The sequence below is a fragment of the Dendronalium sp. ChiSLP03b genome (genome assembly GCF_034531165.2).
Taxonomy (GTDB): Bacteria; Cyanobacteriota; Cyanobacteriia; order Cyanobacteriales; family Nostocaceae; genus Dendronalium; species Dendronalium minutum.
Genome location: NZ_JAVRBR020000038.1, coordinates 76,888 through 93,508, shown reverse-complemented (window position 1 = coordinate 93,508; position 16,621 = coordinate 76,888). Strand labels below are relative to the sequence as shown.

At 42.1% G+C, this 16,621-nt stretch carries 15 protein-coding genes; 8 read left to right on the top strand and 7 right to left on the bottom strand.

Annotated features, from left to right (window positions below; all coding sequences use genetic code 11):
• Positions 1-339: 339 nt before the first annotated feature.
• The gene (locus tag RMY31_RS09180) at positions 340-1,623 is read left to right on the top strand and encodes a valine--pyruvate transaminase (RefSeq protein WP_322659538.1); all 1,284 of its coding nucleotides are present in this window, start codon (positions 340-342) and stop codon (positions 1,621-1,623) included.
• A gap of 99 nt (positions 1,624-1,722) precedes the next feature.
• Positions 1,723-2,304 carry a ribosome maturation factor RimM gene (gene rimM / locus RMY31_RS09175; RefSeq protein WP_322659537.1) on the top strand — a complete coding sequence of 194 codons (582 nt, stop codon included), beginning with the start codon at positions 1,723-1,725 and terminating at the stop codon, positions 2,302-2,304.
• Position 2,305: 1 nt separating this feature from the next.
• Here rimM and RMY31_RS09170 read toward each other — a convergent pair whose 3' ends face one another.
• Positions 2,306-3,325, bottom strand: coding sequence for a serine/threonine-protein kinase (locus RMY31_RS09170; RefSeq protein WP_322659535.1), 1,020 nt, complete (start codon positions 3,323-3,325; stop codon positions 2,306-2,308).
• A gap of 158 nt (positions 3,326-3,483) precedes the next feature.
• Positions 3,484-4,377, bottom strand: coding sequence for an alpha/beta fold hydrolase (locus RMY31_RS09165; RefSeq protein WP_322659533.1), 894 nt, complete (start codon positions 4,375-4,377; stop codon positions 3,484-3,486).
• Positions 4,378-5,164: 787 nt separating this feature from the next.
• On the opposite strand from RMY31_RS09165, the gene RMY31_RS09160 reads away from it, so the two are divergent.
• A complete protein-coding gene (locus RMY31_RS09160; RefSeq protein ID WP_322659531.1) occupies positions 5,165-6,832 on the top strand; it encodes a trypsin-like peptidase domain-containing protein in 1,668 nt (555 codons plus the stop codon).
• Between the two features lie 60 nt (positions 6,833-6,892).
• The gene (locus RMY31_RS09155) at positions 6,893-8,512 is read left to right on the top strand and encodes a protein kinase domain-containing protein (RefSeq protein ID WP_322659529.1); all 1,620 of its coding nucleotides are present in this window, start codon (positions 6,893-6,895) and stop codon (positions 8,510-8,512) included.
• Between the two features lie 55 nt (positions 8,513-8,567).
• Here the strand turns inward: RMY31_RS09155 and RMY31_RS09150 are convergent, their stop codons facing one another.
• Positions 8,568-8,744, bottom strand: a complete 177-nt coding sequence (locus RMY31_RS09150; protein WP_409877810.1) for a hypothetical protein — start codon at positions 8,742-8,744, stop codon at positions 8,568-8,570.
• A gap of 67 nt (positions 8,745-8,811) precedes the next feature.
• Between RMY31_RS09150 and RMY31_RS09145 the strand changes: the two genes are divergently transcribed.
• On the top strand, positions 8,812-10,059 hold the full coding sequence (locus RMY31_RS09145; protein WP_409877809.1) for an ABC transporter substrate-binding protein: 1,248 nt from the start codon (positions 8,812-8,814) through the stop codon (positions 10,057-10,059).
• Positions 10,060-10,140: 81 nt separating this feature from the next.
• On the opposite strand, the gene RMY31_RS09140 is transcribed toward RMY31_RS09145, so the two are convergent.
• Together RMY31_RS09140 and RMY31_RS09135 are read right to left on the bottom strand one after the other, a co-directional pair.
• Positions 10,141-11,193, bottom strand: a complete 1,053-nt coding sequence (locus tag RMY31_RS09140; protein ID WP_322659525.1) for a toll/interleukin-1 receptor domain-containing protein — start codon at positions 11,191-11,193, stop codon at positions 10,141-10,143.
• Between the two features lie 370 nt (positions 11,194-11,563).
• Positions 11,564-11,692 (bottom strand): hypothetical protein, encoded by a 129-nt coding sequence (locus RMY31_RS09135; RefSeq protein ID WP_409877808.1) that lies wholly within the window; start codon positions 11,690-11,692, stop codon positions 11,564-11,566.
• A 255-nt stretch (positions 11,693-11,947) separates the two neighbouring features.
• Between RMY31_RS09135 and RMY31_RS09130 the strand changes: the two genes are divergently transcribed.
• From RMY31_RS09130 to phnE, 3 genes are all read left to right on the top strand, one after another.
• Positions 11,948-12,922, top strand: a complete 975-nt coding sequence (locus tag RMY31_RS09130; RefSeq protein ID WP_322659523.1) for a phosphate/phosphite/phosphonate ABC transporter substrate-binding protein — start codon at positions 11,948-11,950, stop codon at positions 12,920-12,922.
• A 175-nt stretch (positions 12,923-13,097) separates the two neighbouring features.
• Complete coding sequence (locus RMY31_RS09125; protein ID WP_322659521.1) at positions 13,098-13,832, top strand: phosphonate ABC transporter ATP-binding protein; 735 nt, start codon at positions 13,098-13,100, stop codon at positions 13,830-13,832.
• A gap of 91 nt (positions 13,833-13,923) precedes the next feature.
• The gene (gene phnE / locus RMY31_RS09120; RefSeq protein ID WP_322659519.1) at positions 13,924-14,718 is read left to right on the top strand and encodes a phosphonate ABC transporter, permease protein PhnE; all 795 of its coding nucleotides are present in this window, start codon (positions 13,924-13,926) and stop codon (positions 14,716-14,718) included.
• A gap of 271 nt (positions 14,719-14,989) precedes the next feature.
• Here the strand turns inward: phnE and RMY31_RS09115 are convergent, their stop codons facing one another.
• Both RMY31_RS09115 and RMY31_RS09110 read right to left on the bottom strand, forming a co-directional pair.
• Positions 14,990-16,138: a hybrid sensor histidine kinase/response regulator gene (locus RMY31_RS09115; RefSeq protein WP_322659517.1), complete on the bottom strand. Its 1,149-nt coding sequence runs from the start codon at positions 16,136-16,138 to the stop codon at positions 14,990-14,992.
• Positions 16,139-16,337: 199 nt separating this feature from the next.
• Complete coding sequence (locus RMY31_RS09110; protein WP_409877807.1) at positions 16,338-16,466, bottom strand: hypothetical protein; 129 nt, start codon at positions 16,464-16,466, stop codon at positions 16,338-16,340.
• Between the last annotated feature and the right edge of the window lie 155 nt (positions 16,467-16,621).

Below are 16,621 nucleotides of genomic sequence, written 5' to 3'. Positions count from 1 at the left end.
TTACGTTTTGTTCCTAAAACCCTGGTTTTAGGGTGTAAGGGTGTGGGGGTGTAAGGGTGTAGGGGTAGAAGAAATGATGATTAGAGCGTTAGTTTTATAGTCATTACTCATTGCTTGATTAAAAACCTACACTTGTGAGCATCTCCCCACTCCCTACCCTCAATGAGTTTATATCGAACAGTAGTTGTGGAAATTTTTTGCAAATTAATTATAAAATTGCATTTTATTGTGAGATTGGTACATTAGTTACAGGCGGCAGACCTTGAAAATGATATCAATCTGCTGCAATCAACTCATAATTGTATCAACCTCTCTGTTACCTCTACTTTGGCACTGCTTATGAACCCTGCCCTGACAAAAATTGCCGCTCAAATGTCCAACCTAACTGGTGTGCGAGCAATTATGAAGGACATTATCGAAACGTTGCAATCTAATGGGGGGCAGGAATTAATTAATTTGAGTGCGGGCAACCCATTGATTTTGCCAGAAGTAGAGCAGTTATGGCGAGATTGCACGGCAGATTTGCTGGCTAGCTCAGAATATGGTGAGGTAGTTTGTCGTTACGGTTCAAGTCAGGGTTATGCGCCATTAATTGAAGCGATCGCCAACGACTTTAACAAACGCTATGGTTTAAACTTAACTGAGCGTAACATCTTAATCACTCCCGGCAGTCAAACCCTGTATTTTTACGCTGCCAATTGCTTTGGTGGCTACACCAGCAGCGGCCAACTCAAGCAAATTGTGTTGCCTCTGAGTCCTGACTACACCGGTTATGGTGGTATCTGTTTGGTTCCAGAAGCTTTAATTGCCTACAAACCATCTCTAGATATCGATTCCTCTGCCCATCGATTTAAGTATCGCCCCGACTTCAGCCAACTATCAATTACAGATGACACTGGCTGCGTCATCTTCTCTCGTCCCTGTAACCCTACAGGCAATGTCCTCACCGATGAAGAAGTGAGAAAAATTGCTGCCCTAGCTGCGCCTTACGATGTGCCAGTTTTAATTGATTCAGCTTATGCCCCTCCTTTCCCCGCTTTGAATTTCACTGATATGTCACTGATATTTGGGGAAAATATCATCCATTGTACGAGTTTATCCAAAGCAGGCTTACCAGGAGAAAGAATTGGTATTGCTATTGGGCATGAAAGGCTGATTCAAATTTTAGAGTCATTTCAGACAAATGCTAGTCTCCATTCATCACGCTATGGGCAAGCGATCGCAGCTCGTGCTATAAATTCTGGGGCGCTTGTACAAATTGCCGAACAAGTGATTCGTCCCTTTTACCAGAATAAGTTCACTGTTCTAGAAAATACTTTAGATGAGGCAATGCCCAAGAATTTACCTTGGTTTCTCCATCGTGGTGAAGGCGCAATTTTTGCTTGGTTGTGGCTACAGGATCTACCAATTACTGATTGGGAGTTGTACCAGGAACTTAAGCAAGTTGGTGTAATTGTTGTGCCTGGTAGTACCTTCTTCCCCGGTTTGCAGGAAGAGTGGCAGCACAAGCACCAATGTGTACGCATTAGTCTCACCGGTAGCGATGAGGAGATAGTTACTGGGATGCAACGTTTAGCAAAAGTGGCTGAACAAGTTTATCAACGGGCGGTAGTGAGTGCATAGTGAGTGCTGAGTGACGGAGTAGGGTAGCAGGGGAAGCAGGGGTAGCAGGGGGAGATAAACAGACGTGGAGAATAACTAATGACTAATAACTAATAACTAATGACCAATTCCGATGAATGGCTAGAAATAGGTAAAATTGTTGCACCTCAAGGCTTGTCTGGGGAATTACGGGTTTATCCTGAATCAGACTTCCCTGAAAGATTTGAGGTGCCGGGAAAACGTTGGTTATTGTGTCCGGGTAAGACAGAACCGCAACCCATAGAATTGTTGGCAGGACGTTACCAGGACGGCAAAAACCTATATGTCATCAAATTAGCTGGTGTGGAAACTCGCAACCAAGCAGAAGAGTTGCGCGGTTGTAAGTTGATGGTACCAGAAAGCGATCGCCCACAGTTGGGTGAAGATGAATATCACGTCCGCGATTTGATTGGTTTGGAAGTCTTCATGCAAGCCTCTGGGGAACTGGTAGGTGTGGTGGTAGATGTGATTCCCGCTGGTAATGATTTGTTGGAAGTGGAGTTACACCAGTCATTGGCTAGTGAACAAGGACAAATGGCAAAGGACAAAAGACAAAAAACTGTTTTGATTCCTTTTGTGAAAGCGATCGCACCCGTGGTAGACTTACAAACTCGTCGGATTGAAATCACTCCACCGTCTGGGTTGCTGGAAGTCAACAATTAGGTTACAGATTACAACCTTGACATTGGCTTTCCTGTAACTGCTGCGCTACACCACCTTGCTGGGAGAGTATCAAAGTTGTTGCCGCCACTGCAAACATACCAATAATGGCTAGTACCAACATAGTAGTTTGCTTTCTAAATTTTATGGCAGTCATGAAAGTTTCTATCGCTGTGGCAGTACCCGTAACCTCAATAGGCTTAACTACTTCTAAAGCTATAATTGCATTGGTATAGCGATATTTCTGGTTGGGTTCCACCATTGTCATCAACCATGACTTAAAACGCGGATTAATTTGCGGAACTAATTTCTGGAAGTTAAATCGGTAATTATCATCCACTAATTTACCAATATCAACAGAACGGATATCAGTGAGTAAGCAAATCAGTGTTGCCCCTAAACTATACAAGTCTGAAGCCAGGGTGATGCAATGCCCCAACTGTTCCTCTGGCGGCATGAAACCTGGGGTGCCTGCTGCCAAGCTACTGAAAGCCATTTTTGTATCCTGTATCTGAGCCAAACCAAAATCAACCAGGTAAGCATTCAGTTGCTCATCAACCAAAATATTTTCTGGTTTAATATCGCCATGGATAATTGGATCGACTAGCTGTTGCAGATAAACCAAAATTTCTAAGATTGATAGAGCTATTTGCTTGATTTCTTTAGGGTTAAAACTGCGTCGTAACCCTAAAGATAGAGCGTTTTTATACTCCTGCACTAGATAAAAACTTATTGACGTTTCAAAAGAACCTACATAGCGCGGAATGCGCGGATGATTAAGTCGTTGCAAAATTTCAATTTCGCGTTCATAGGCTTTCAAACCTGACCAGTCAACACCTGCATTAGCAAAACTGAACTCTTTAATCACTACCTGCTGAGTGGAGTTGCAGACATTAGCCAAGTAAGTAACACGTCCTCCTTCATGGTTGCGTCCTAGTTCTCGGATAACTTCATAGCCTAGCTCAGAAAAATCTGGATGCTCACTTAAGGGAATTGCCCCTTTCTTACACATATCAAGCTCCATTACACACCACCTGAGTTTGATTTTGTCAAGGTGCAATAAAAAAATTCAGAATTACTTACCCAGATTGTTTAGCTATATTTCTACTCCTTTGAATCCAGAAGGGTGTGAGGGAGAAATTTGCTTCTATATAATCCCCCCCATACACCTCCAAATCCTAGTCAAAGTTGGTCTAGCCAATCGATAATCTGGGCGTTAACAATGTCTGGAACTTCATCGTGGGGACAATGACCAGCGTTAGGAATGGGAACAATTTTGATTTCTTTGCCATTCTGACTTGCCTCCTCGTAAATCTTAGCCCCCGCAATTGGTGTCCAGGGATCGGCAGCACCCCAAATGATTAACAATGGACGTTCGACTTTGGGCAATAGTTCCGCTGGAGTCGGGCCAGGGGGTGCTGTGAGGATAGATGCAAAGACTTGCTGCGCTCCGGGGTCGCAAGCGGGACTGTAAAGTAAATCGACTAATTCATCAGTTACAGCTGTGCGATCGCGGTAAATTTGGTAGAGAGTACGGCGAATTTGGGCTTTTTGGCGGATGCGGTTAAAGACTAATTTACCTGTAATTGGCGATCGCACTACTCTGTTAAAAGCTGCCATTACAATGCGTAGAGGCGGGTTTAGCTCGTGGGGACGATGACTCAACCCACCAGCCGAGTTAATTAAAACACCACCAGCAGCAATTTCTGGATGTTCTGCTAGTACTATCAAGCTTAACAATGCGCCGATGGAATTGCCAATAAACACGGCAGGTTCTTGGATGTGTGTTGCCCAAAAATCTTTCAGCAGTTCTACCCACACTTCTACACTGTAATCAATTGGCGCTTTATCAGAACCGCCAAAGCCCAAAAGATCCAAGGCAAAAACTTTGTAGCCAGCGTTTGCTAAAACTGGGATATTTTTGCGCCAATGTCCAATGGAAGCACCAAAACCGTGAACTAATACCAGAGGTCGTCCCGTACCCATGACGGTATACTGAATTTTATAACCCTGCCAAGCCCACACAAGTTTTTCAAAAGTAGCTATAGTTGCAAGCGGCTGTGTAGTTCCAGTCATTATTAAGATTCATAAAGTATTGTTTTATATAGTAATATTCTCTGACCTCAAATGATTAAGGACAAAATGCGATTTTGAAACTAAGTAAGTCGGTAAAAAAAATCAAACTATATAAACAAAGATAAAATATGCTAAAATTCTTTTTCTTACTGCCTCCTGACTTATCCTAACTACAACAAATATTTAGGCTATTTACGCCGAACTACTTACTCTGCACTTTCGAGTTGAGTAAAGCAAGTTAGAATAAATCTAAATTTATGTAAATATACGGTCTTGTCAAGATAGGCTGGAACGCGAAGTAAAGAACATGGTATAATCGTGCTGCTAATTAATAGAGAAATTACAGGTAAATAAACCATTATTTACCTTTTTAGTTGAGAAGTAAGCTGCTGTAGCCATAATAGTCAAAACTTATATCCTTTGGTGCTGTAAAGTCTGTGTCAGCTATAGTTTCTTGTTGCCGAGTTTAAGTGTATGTAATTACTAAAGGATTTTAGCTTTTTTTCTACATGAACCTATCCCACTAATAAAATTTCTGCTAAAAAGCTTAACCTTATTGATAAATAAAAACGAAAAATCAAGTTTTTCAAGCACATTTTCTTACAAAGAAGTAGGGATTTTTAGAATAGTGGGATAAGTTCATAGTATTTAATGTAATAAAGCTGAGATGATTTCAGTTGTATTACACAAGTACAAAGAACTAAAGTGTTTGTTCCCGTAAAGCTAGACTCGGCTGTTGAGATTGCATCATAGCGTTTTTCGCCATCACATCCAGAGGATAGACATAATGCGTATAAAGCTTGCCGCCTTTTTCATTGCTCCTGCTCTGATTCAAGCTCAAATGGCCTTTGCTCAAAACTCCCAGCCAAGCTGGAACCAGAAATTAGGAATGTTCTCCAAGCCATCTGTCGTACGTATTGGCGCTGGTTGTTTTGGTAAATATAATTACAATAATAAATATTATTCCTTTACAGATGGTGCTGTGGGTTCGGGCTATTTTGTTAACCCTAATGGTTACATAGTAACTAACGCACATGTAGTAGAAGCGGTTAAAGATGGGAAAGACAAATGTAAAGAAGGCATTTCAAATAAATTAGCTGAAAAGATAAAGGCTGATTATCCAAAAGTAGATGAGAAAAACATACAGAGACAAATATACAAGAAGGTGGAAAATGATGGGGATTTTCAGTTTTATAACTATGTACTTCTGGCAAACAGCGAAGAACCTTTTCCTTTTGAAACCAAGCAGCTAGGTATAGCTGGAGGAAATCAGGACGTTACAATTATTAAGATTGAAACCAAAAATGCGCCAGTTCTCAAGTTAGGAGATTCTGATAAAGTTCAGTTATTGGATGATGTATTAGTGATTGGATATCCAACTGCTGCGGATCTTGGTTTTGAGCTAAAAACGCAGTCAATATTTGAAGCTTCGGTGAATGAGGGTAAAATATCAAATAAAAATAAAAAGCTACAAAATAACGCCTCAGTTCTCCAACTTGATGCACAAGCTGCTGGAGGAAGTTCAGGTAGTCCTGTACTGAACAATCAAGGTGAAGTGGTTGGCATGATTACACTTGCTGGTACAGATAAAGACAAAGGCGCTTTCGTTCCTTTTGCTATACCTACAGGTGCAATTCAGGAATCCATTAGACGATCTGGCACTGTAAACGAACAAGGCGTGATTGATCGCCTTTACCGTGAGGGTTTGGAATTATACTGGAAGCAAGATTACAAGGGAGCAAAAACAAAGTTTGAAGCGGTTAAGGGACTTTTTCCGCAACACTCGGAAATAGATCAGCTGATTCGTGACAGCGAGCAAAAGATTGCAGACAACTGGGATAAAACTGACTATACCCCTTGGCTAATAGCTATTGGTGGCTTTCTAGCGGGTACTACGGCAGTACTATTATTTGTCAATTTACGAAAACAAAGTCGTTCTAAGGCAGCTGCATCTACAGAATACGCAGAATATCCAACACCTGACACAGTAGAAGAACCTCGAATTGAACAAGAGGTAGAAAGCCCACCCTTACAGGTTATTACACCATCTCGCGTCAGCCACATATACCGCCCAGCAACACTGATGAGTAGTCTGCAAACCACCTATGTAGAACTGAAAAATCCACAAGGTGTGGTGCTGAAATTGAATCTCCAAGGGGACAGTTACCGAATAGGGCGCGATCGCGACTGGTCAGATATAGATTTGACTGGCTCAGGATGGAATGTGATTTCCTGGCATCATGCCGTTTTAAACAAGGAAGGAGAAAACTATCGCATCTACGACGGTGACGGTACAAAACTTAGCACCAATCGTATTTGGATCAACGATAGACCAATTGACTCGCGAGAGGGACATCTTCTCAAAGATGGGGATCAACTCAAGATAGGTCTAGACCCTGAAAATCAGGTTATTTTAACTTACTCCAATCCCGCTAACAAAGAGTCTGTTGCCTAGCCGAACAAAACAGTTGTAGCTATCAATTGATGATAAATTGTTTACGTTGCCAAAATGATTATGAATGCACCTAAACCTGGCGATTTACTAGATAATCGTTACCTGATAGTTCGCACCTTAGCAACAGGCGGATTTGGTCAGACTTATATTGCTGAAGATACACGCCGACCTGGCAATCCTGTATGTGTTGTCAAACATCTGACACCTGCCAGTAGTGATTCCCACTTTATGGCGAATGCTACCCGTCTGTTTCTTACCGAAGCTCAAACCCTGGAAAGACTAGGCATACATGACCAAATTCCCAGGCTTTTAGCTTACTTTGAAGAAGAACAGGAATTTTACTTAGTTCAAGATTGGATTGATGGCTATCCGCTGATCGATGAACTTCAGCCAGGTCAACGTTGGTCTGAAAGTAAAGTTTGTCAGATGCTTCAAGAAGTCTTAAGCATTCTGCAATTTGTTCATAGCTTTGGAGTCATCCATCGAGATATCAAGCCTGACAATATCATTAAACGACGCCAAGACAATAAACTCGTACTGGTTGACTTTGGCATTGTCAAACAAATTAGGACTCAGATATTGACACCAGGTCAGATCAACAGCAATGTCACTATTGCTGTTGGTACACCAGGTTATATGCCAACGGAACAAGGGCGAGGCAACCCTCGCCCCAACAGCGATATCTATGCTTTAGGGATCATTGGCATCCAAGCAGTAACAGGTTTAAATCCAAGTCAGTTTCAGGAAGACTCTCAAACAGGAGAGATAATCTGGCAACCCTGGGCCCAAGTTAGCGAGGAGCTAGCAGCTATCCTTGGTAAAATGGTTCGCTACCATTTCAAAGACCGTTATCAGTCTGCTACCGAAGCTTTACAAGCTCTTGAACCACTACTAGCTAGATTTTCGCTAGCATCACTTAACTCGGTAGCAACTCCGTCAGGGCAAGTAGTCATTACATCCCAACCAACGCAAGTTTCTTCACAGCTAGGCGCAGTGCCAGTTCACGAACCTCTGCCAACGCAAGTTTCTTCACAGCCAAGCGCAGTGCCAATTCAAGAACCTCTGCCAACGCAAGTTTCTTCACAGCCAGGCGCAGTGCCAATTCACGAACCTCTGCCGACGCAAGTTTCTTCACAGCCAAACGCAGTCCCAATTCAAGAACCCGAACTAGCGCAAGACTCGTTACAGGTGAGGGTAGTCCCAATTCACGAACCCCAACCAACTGGCATTTCCGAGAAGTTCTTAGAAACTCCACATTTTGAAGAACGTTCATTTCTAGGGTCATCGGTACCAGAGAAAGACTCACAGTTAAACTATATGCAATTACTGCGTCAGGCAGCAATTCTAGGGACTGGCAATTGGTTGTTGGCTATCTTCCTAATCAGTATTTTAGGAACAGTGTGGCTTGGTACTACATTCTGGCTGGTTATTTCAACAGGTTTCATATTTGGATATTTTGCTAAAAATAGCCCATCATTGGAAAAATATTCTTTTTTGGGAATTGCTCTAGGTTCATCAGTTCTTACCTTCTTATTTTTGCCGCGTAGTATTCCATTTGAGAGGGTCTTACAAGCAGGACAAGCAGGGTTATTAGTGATAGTTATGTTAGCAATTTTTTCTGGAGCATTAGCATTTATCTTGGTAATTTTGTTTCATTTATTTGAAATTATTGAAAAGTGAAAATTTAAAATCACTTTGTTGGGAAATAGATTATGCAAAAACTTAGTAACCATTTTTATCCGATAGTAATTGCTTCAACAGTTATGGTCATTAGTGCTATATCTGTAAAGGTAATTGAAAACACAAGCTTATCAAATTCAAATAATTTACAAAATTCTTCTTTAACACCTGAAATAACTCCTACAACAACACCAGAAACAACTCCTATAGCAACACCAGAAACAACTTCCATAGCAACGCCTGAAATAACTCCTAACTCAACCTTTGTGGAAGAGCGGCTGAGTTTTGGGAATAAAATTTTGGTACCAAAAGAGGAAACAGGTATTCAAAACCAAGATTTCCAGGCTACAAAAAAGAAAGGAATCGAGGAAATGGCAGCAGGTAAATACGCAGAAGCTGCTATTGAATTCGAGGCAGCAATCCAGGAATATAGAAATGCGCCTGAAACTTTAATTTATCTGAATAACGCTCGAATAATGAGCGATCAAAACGTATATACGATCGCAGTAACAGTACCCATTGGTAGCGATGCAAACGGTGCTTTAGAAATCTTACGTGGGGTAGCTCAAGCTCAAAATGAAGTTAATCAAGCTGGCGGTATTAATGGAACACGACTCAAAGTGATCGTTGCCAACGATGATGATGAGCCAAAAATAGCTCGGCAAATTGCCTCAGAGTTAGTCAACAATCCTGAAGTGCTAGGTGTTATAGGTCACTTTTCTAGCGGTTCTACCTTGGAAGCAGGTAAAGAGTACGATGCTGGAAAGCTGGTGACAATTTCTCCTGTGAGTACCGCTGTTACACTTTCAGACTTCAGTCACTATGTTTTTCGCACTGTTCCTAATGATGCCATTGCTGCAAAGGAATTAGCCAAGCACATGGTTACTAAGCTGAAAAAGCAGAAAGCAGCAGTTTTCTTCAATTCCCAAAGTAAATACAGCATGTCTCTCAAGTCTAAGTTTATTGAGGAAGTATTAGCCAATAGAGGACAAGTTGACAAAGAGTTAGAGTTTGACTTATCTGCTCCTAGTTTTAGTGCTCGTAAGAGCATAGAACAGGCCCTGGCAAGGAAAACAGAGGTACTAATGTTAGCAGCAAACACTGGGATGCTCGACAAAGTGCTGCTGGTTATTCAGGCTAATCAAAAACGGTTAGGCCTCTTAGGGGGAGATGATGTTTATGCACCAAAAATTTTGGCAGATGGTGGTGAAGCAGGAGTTGGTTTGGTGGTAGCAGTAGCTTGGCACATTGACGGCAATCCCGCATCAGATTTTTCTGCCAGTTCTCAAAAGCTTTGGCAAGGTAAAGTCAATTGGCGCACCGCCACTTCCTATGATGCCACACAGGCTCTAATAGCTGCACTTAAGCGCGATCCAACTCGTTCTGGTGTTCAACAGGCGCTTTCTGCATCAAACTTTTCTGCAAATGGTGCTTCTGGAGTTATTAAATTTTTGTCTTCTGGCGATCGCAATAGTTCAATTCAACTAGTAGAAGTTCGCCCTAGTAAAAACCCTGCTACTGGCTACGAGTTTGTACCCATACGATGAGCGTAGCCAAAGCACTAGATAAAATTTATGAAAATAAAGTTTTTCTATACTAATCAAATTTTTGTACACACTGTTTTTAGTCTAGGTTCTAGGGGGTCTGAGACTAAGCCACCCAAGGATTGCAACTACCACAATTAAGCCAAAGAACAACCCGAAAACGTGTCCATACTCTCGGAGATTGCCACCTTGATTATTTAAAGTATTTCCTATGATAGCCCAACCAATAGCCCCACCAATAAGTCCGATAATTGAACACAACAGGGCCTGTTCCCATTGAACTGAACGACGGGCTACTACTATCCGCCACCATGCTATCCATGCAGCTAAGCCGCTGAAGAAACCTCCTAAGGAACCCGAGATAATCAGGACAATGAGAACCTGAGTACTATTAATATTTGAAATAAATGACTGATTAATTGCTCCTACAAAAAACCAGATAATTACAAGAGGTAATAGGATAAACCATATCTTTTTACCAACAGCAACGGCATTATCGACTGTTGAAATAGATAGTCGAGTTATAGGTGGTCTTGCTATTGTTTTTTGTGTGTTGATTGCTGGTGTCTGAATTGGTCGTTGGGAAGAAGTTGGTCGCAGTTGCTGGCGAGAAACCTTTGGATTAGACTGCTTATTTAATGGTTCTGATTTATTAATAACTTCTTGATATTGTCTAGATGAAGTAGAGTAAATTGGGGCAATTGCTGCTTTTTTAATTTTCTTACAAATACTTAGCAATACTTGGTCTTGCTCTGCTGGTTCTAAGCGATTTAGTGGCTTTGAAGTATCATGCGCTGCCTCATAAGCTTTAATCTCTTTTGGCACTTCACAAGCACTCAAATATATCCAAATAAGTCTCAAGTGTTTCTGAGCAGCAGCAGCTAGTAGTGATGGTAGTTCATACTCTGCAATAGAGTCAGATGCTAAAAAATTCGCGCTCACCATTAACACAGCTACTTTTGCAGTTGCTAAGGCATTATTAATTTCATCGTCCCTTAGAGAACCTGGTGGGATTTGTGTGTTATCCCAAACTAAAATTTTCTCTCCCCGCAAGGTTGGTTTGAGCATGTCCTGGAGTTTTTCCAACCATCCTTTGTCTCTCTCGCCGTAACTAATAAAAACTAGGTTACGCTTCATGCTTTGTTTGTGTGGTTGTGATTAATAAAAACTTTATCACGCTTCACTAAAAAGCGTTATTACTAATCAAACTTATGTTGATTTTAGAACTCTTTAGTAAAATTTGGCGATCGCTTACTGTATTGTTTTGCATTAAGTAGGTCGGCGTAAATATTTATCGTTATGACAAGGCAGGAGGTGAGACAGCTACTGTCTTGGCGGTGAGGCAGTCCGGTCTTGGGGTCTCCCCAAGTAGAGAAACTGCCGTTAGCGCAGCGTTAGCGAGTCATCAAGCATCACGAGCGTCACCCGTAAGGGTTGCCGTCGTTAGCGCAAGCATTGCGCGAGTCTTCTCCTGTCAAAGACGCTACGTGACCGAGCGTCTGGGCGACTACCGAACCCGTTTGCTGAAAGCATTCTCAAAGGGTAGGGCAGAAGGTAAGAGGGTTTGACCCTGCCAAGTCCACACAAGTTTTTCAAAAGTAGCTATAGTTGCAAGCGGCTGTGTAGTTCCAGTCATTATTAAGATTCATAAAGTATTGTTTTATATAGTAATATTCTCTGACCTCAAACAATTAAGGAAACTCCAAGAAATAAATTGGGGATTGGGAAGATTTGAAGTTTTTGACTGTTAACTGCGAATAGTCAGCACTCTCAACGAGCTTTCACACAATTTATATTGACTTTTGCACTTAAAAGCTATAAATCTTTTTTAGATAATAGTTGAAATTAATTTGCAAAAATACTGCGAATTGTTCCTAATGGAGAGTTGGAAATGAGTGTGAGTAAAAAGGGCTTGTTGGGTGCTGGCGGGGCATTGATAGCGCTTACAAGTTTAGCGGTCAGCACAGTTGGGGGTGTACAGGCGAGGAGCGCTAACCCCACCGCTAATCAACAGGCATCACGCTTACTTGCCCAAAAGCTGAAGACTTTGACAGTTGTATTTCCCGGTCGTTCTGATACCGCAGACTTGCAAAATAAAGCAAATGCCGTAGGAGCTTTTTTATCAAGAGAGTTAGGAATTCTAGTCAAAGCACAGATTGGTGATGATACAGCTGCTGTAGAAGCTTTGAGAGCGAATCGGGCTGATGCAGCTTTCTTAAGCAGCCGTCCGGCTTTGAAAGCCGAACAATTGGCAAATGCAAAGCTGTACTTAGCCGAAGTCCGCCCTACTTATTCGGGAAGATACACTTACAACTCAATATTTGTTGTTCCCAACAAGAGTAACCTCACAACCAAAAATACTCCTAAAGCAACCCTAGAACAACTGCGGGGCAAAAGAATGGCCTTTACTTCCCCCACTTCTGGCTCAGGCTTTATTTTTCCCGTCAGCGAGTTGGTAAAACAGGGATTCGTGCCCGATCGCGATCGCTTGGATGGGTTCTTTGGACAAGTTGCCTACGGTGGCAATTACAGCAAAGCATTGCAAGCAGTGGTACGGGGTCAGGCTGATGTAGCAGTTGTATCTGAATATGCTCTTAACCCTCCGTATATTACCGCAGCAGAAAAGAATCAATTGCGCGTACTGCACAAAATCTCCGGTGTACCAGCTCACGGCATCGCCATTGATGATGATGTTCCTGCTACCGACAGAGAAAAAATCATCAACGCCTTCCTCAAGTTAAATCAGTTACAAAATAACCAACTACTCAGCAACTTGTACAACTCTACTGAATTGGTAAGAGTCGATCATAATCGTCACTTAGCACCAATCCGTGAAGCCCTCCAGCGTGTTGGCATAACACCATAGGAAAGCAGGGGAGGCAGGGGGAGCAGGGGGGCAGAGGGGCAGAGGGGCAGAGGGGTGGAGAAGAAAAGATTATACAAAAATTACTCTTGATTCTCCCTATCTCCTCCACTCCCTATCCTCCTATCCTCTTTTTAACTCCTGCCTCCTAACTTTTATCAATTATTGAGGTTGTAGGATGAGTGATTTTGTTATTGAATGTCACAACTTAGAGACAGCTTACGCTGCATCTTTGAATCGTCCTATACTTAATGGCATTAATTGCCAGATCAAACGAGGTGAGTTTGTCGTTTTGCTGGGACTGAATGGTGCGGGGAAGTCAACACTATTGCGATCGCTGGTTGGATTAGTGCCAACAGTGCGAGGTGAAATTCAGATTAATGGTGTGCCCATCACTCCCCGAACACTGCCAAAAATTCGGCGCGATGTTGGTATGTTGTTTCAGGGTGGTGGTTTGATTCGGCAATTATCGGCGTTGGAAAATGTATTGTGCGGACGCTTGGGAATGAGAACAACTTGGCAAACACTATTAGGATTTCCCAAAAGCGATCGCCTGTTGGCATTAGATTTGCTAGAACAGTTGGGCTTAAGACAGCTAGCCGATCAAAAAACCAGTCAACTCAGTGGAGGACAGCAACAACGAGTAGCGATCGCCCGTGCTTTAATTCAATCGCCGCAAATTCTCTTAGCCGATGAACCCATCACAGGATTGGATGTTGTAGCATCTCAACAGGTAATGGAGACTTTATCTGAGTTGCACACCCAGCAAGGCATGACGATTGTGGCAGTTTTACACGATTTGGGAATAGCAGCAAAGTATGCCCAACGAGCGATCGTTTTAGATGCCGGACGGGTTGTTTACGAAGGACTTTGTGATAATTTGCAAACTCAATTTGCTAAAGTTTACAGTTGAGTAAGCAATTAATAATTAAAAATGAAGAAATTAATCTTGGTAAACATTTTGCCTATTGGTGGATGCCAATTGTTGAGAGCATATACAAATCATGAATTATTTGTTTAATTCCAAATTATTACGCCGCTACTTTTGGGTTAGTCCTCTATTCATCCTATTAATTATTGTTTTGGTTTATGGTTGGGCTTTGCGAGGTCTGAAAGTCGATTTTGTGTTGCTGCAATCTAGCTTTCCTTATATCACCGATTTTATTTCTAGGTTATTCCCTCCCGATTTCACTGTTTTAGATGTTGCAGTTAAGGCACTAATAGAAACTGTACAAATGTCTCTTTGGGGAACCACCATTGGGGCAATTCTTTCTCTACCCATTGCTGTAGCTAGTGCCAGCAACGTTGCTCCCGGTTGGTTGCGATCGCTAGCTAATTTACTGCAAAATGCTGTGCGTTCCGTCCCCTCGATTATTCTTGGGCTAATTTTTGTTGCCGCCACCGGATTAGGCGCGCCCGCTGGTACTTTAGCTTTGGGAATCTACACCATTGGCTACCTTGCCAAGTTCTATCAGCAAGCAATTGAAGCAGTCGATCCTCGTTCTCTAGAATCTTTGAAAGTTACGGGAGCCTCTAAGCTACAAATTGCCCAATATGGCATTCTTCCTCAAGTGTTGCCACTAGGACTAGGTTATACCTTTTGGATGTTTGAGTACAATATCCGTGCTGCTTCTGTGTTGGGTGTAGTCGGTGCGGGTGGTATTGGCTTTCAGTTGAAAAGTTACATTGACGGTTTCGAGTACACCAAAGCCACAACCATGATGTTGGTGCTGCTAGTAGTAGTTACAGTCATTGATGCCTTCAGCAGCCAATTACGTCGGCGGCTAGATTCAATGTAAAGGTTATAGCTAATCTTTAGCAAAAATTAACGCCGAGCATTAAGAAAACACACTTCAAACTTGATTAGTAAAGTAGATATTAAATCAATAGTAAAAACTTTAAGCCTACAATACAAAAACTTTTATCATTTAATTAAATTGTAATGTTTTTACTATATTAATTTACTGAAAATATAGAAATTTAATAGCTTAAAATTTAATTATTAGGTTGGATTTCTAAATGATGATTTATGTAACCAATAAGTTGCAGAAATCATCATTTAGAAGTTCCTCATTGTTTGATTGGTAGGCTAACAATGAATATACTACCTTTACCTAACTCGGAATTTACAATAATAGTACCGTGATGTGCCTCTACGATGCGGCGAGAAAGGTACAATCCTAAGCCACTGCCAGAACTCTTATGGCTGCCTTGACGAAATCGTTCAAACAAGATGGCTTGTTCTTCAGGAAGAATACCCGGGCCTGTATCCGCAACTTCAATCGTAATGTAGTCACTGATTGTAGAGGGCAAAGACAATTCAGGATTCCTAATTTTGCTACTCAAAAATACAGCGGTGAGGCGAATAGTCACTGAACCAGATTCAGTAAATTTGATAGCATTACCTACCAGATTAGTGAATAGACGATGTAATTCTAAGCGATCGCCCATAACTGTGGTTGTGGTTGATTCCTTCGAAAAATCTAGATTCATGGACAGTGCTTTGGCTTGTGCTAGGGGTGCTAGTTCTCCAGCCACCTCTTCTAGCAACTTGGCCAGATGAACTGGTTGAAATGCAAGGGTTTTACGGCCTGCTTCAAAGCGGTAAACTTCTAGTAAAGTATTGACCATAGTCAGCAAATTGAGATTGCTGCGAGCCATGATGGTAATCACTTCCTGCATTTGCGGTGATAAAGTGCCCAAAGCACCCTGCCCAAACAGCATTAACATGCGATCGGCCGCCACTAGAGGAGTGCGTAAGTCATGGGTGAGACGGGAGACAAAATCTTCTCGCTGACGGGCAATTTCATCACGTTCATCGATACTGTGCTTCAGCCGCAGGAGCGATCGCACCCGTGCTAGCAACTCGTCCACAGTCACAGGTTTGCGGATAAAATCATCAGCACCTAAGTCTAATCCATGTGCCACATTGGGCGCATCATGGGCCGTAATCAGCAGAATCGGGATATATTGCTGCTGCATCTTTATATCCCCACGAATGCGCCTGGTGACTTCGTATCCATCCATCCCTGGCATCATCAAATCTAGCAGTACCAAGTCGCAAGGCGATGCTTGTAGTTGTGTCAATGCTGAAATACCATTTTCTGCTGTGCTAATGGTGTAGCCTTCTTCCTCCAAAATCGTTTTGATCAAAAACACGTTATCAGGAGAGTCATCGACAACCAGAATTTTGTCAGAGCGAGCAGATTGGGAACTCATGTAGTTGCAAGGTATCAGGTAAAGTAGATGTTGGTAAGTCTGACTATATTTGTATCAATTTTTTTACGCAGCTTTCACTTGAGCGAAAGTAGGCTATCTCGTAGATGTAAGTAAATGAACAAAAATATCTACAGTCATTGCGAGCGAAGCGTTCGCTGAAAGCGTTCTCGCAGAGTAGCAATCCCAACCCTTGCGACTGCTACTCTTCTCCTTGGGAGACGCTAACGCGAACGGGAACGCCAAGGGCGAACATTTCGCTACGCTCCATTTGCAATGACGTTGTGTAATTAATTTTGCTTAAATACTTAGAATAACTTTCTGTCAGCATGAGGCACAATTTATTTTTAAATTGACTTGCAGAGGGGCAATGATATTATGCCTTTGTGTAACTTGTATTGTCAGTATTTTTGCAATCGCCAATAAATTCTCCTATGAACGCAGCATCAGGCCCGACTTACGCATACCAAGTTGGGGGCAGTCTAC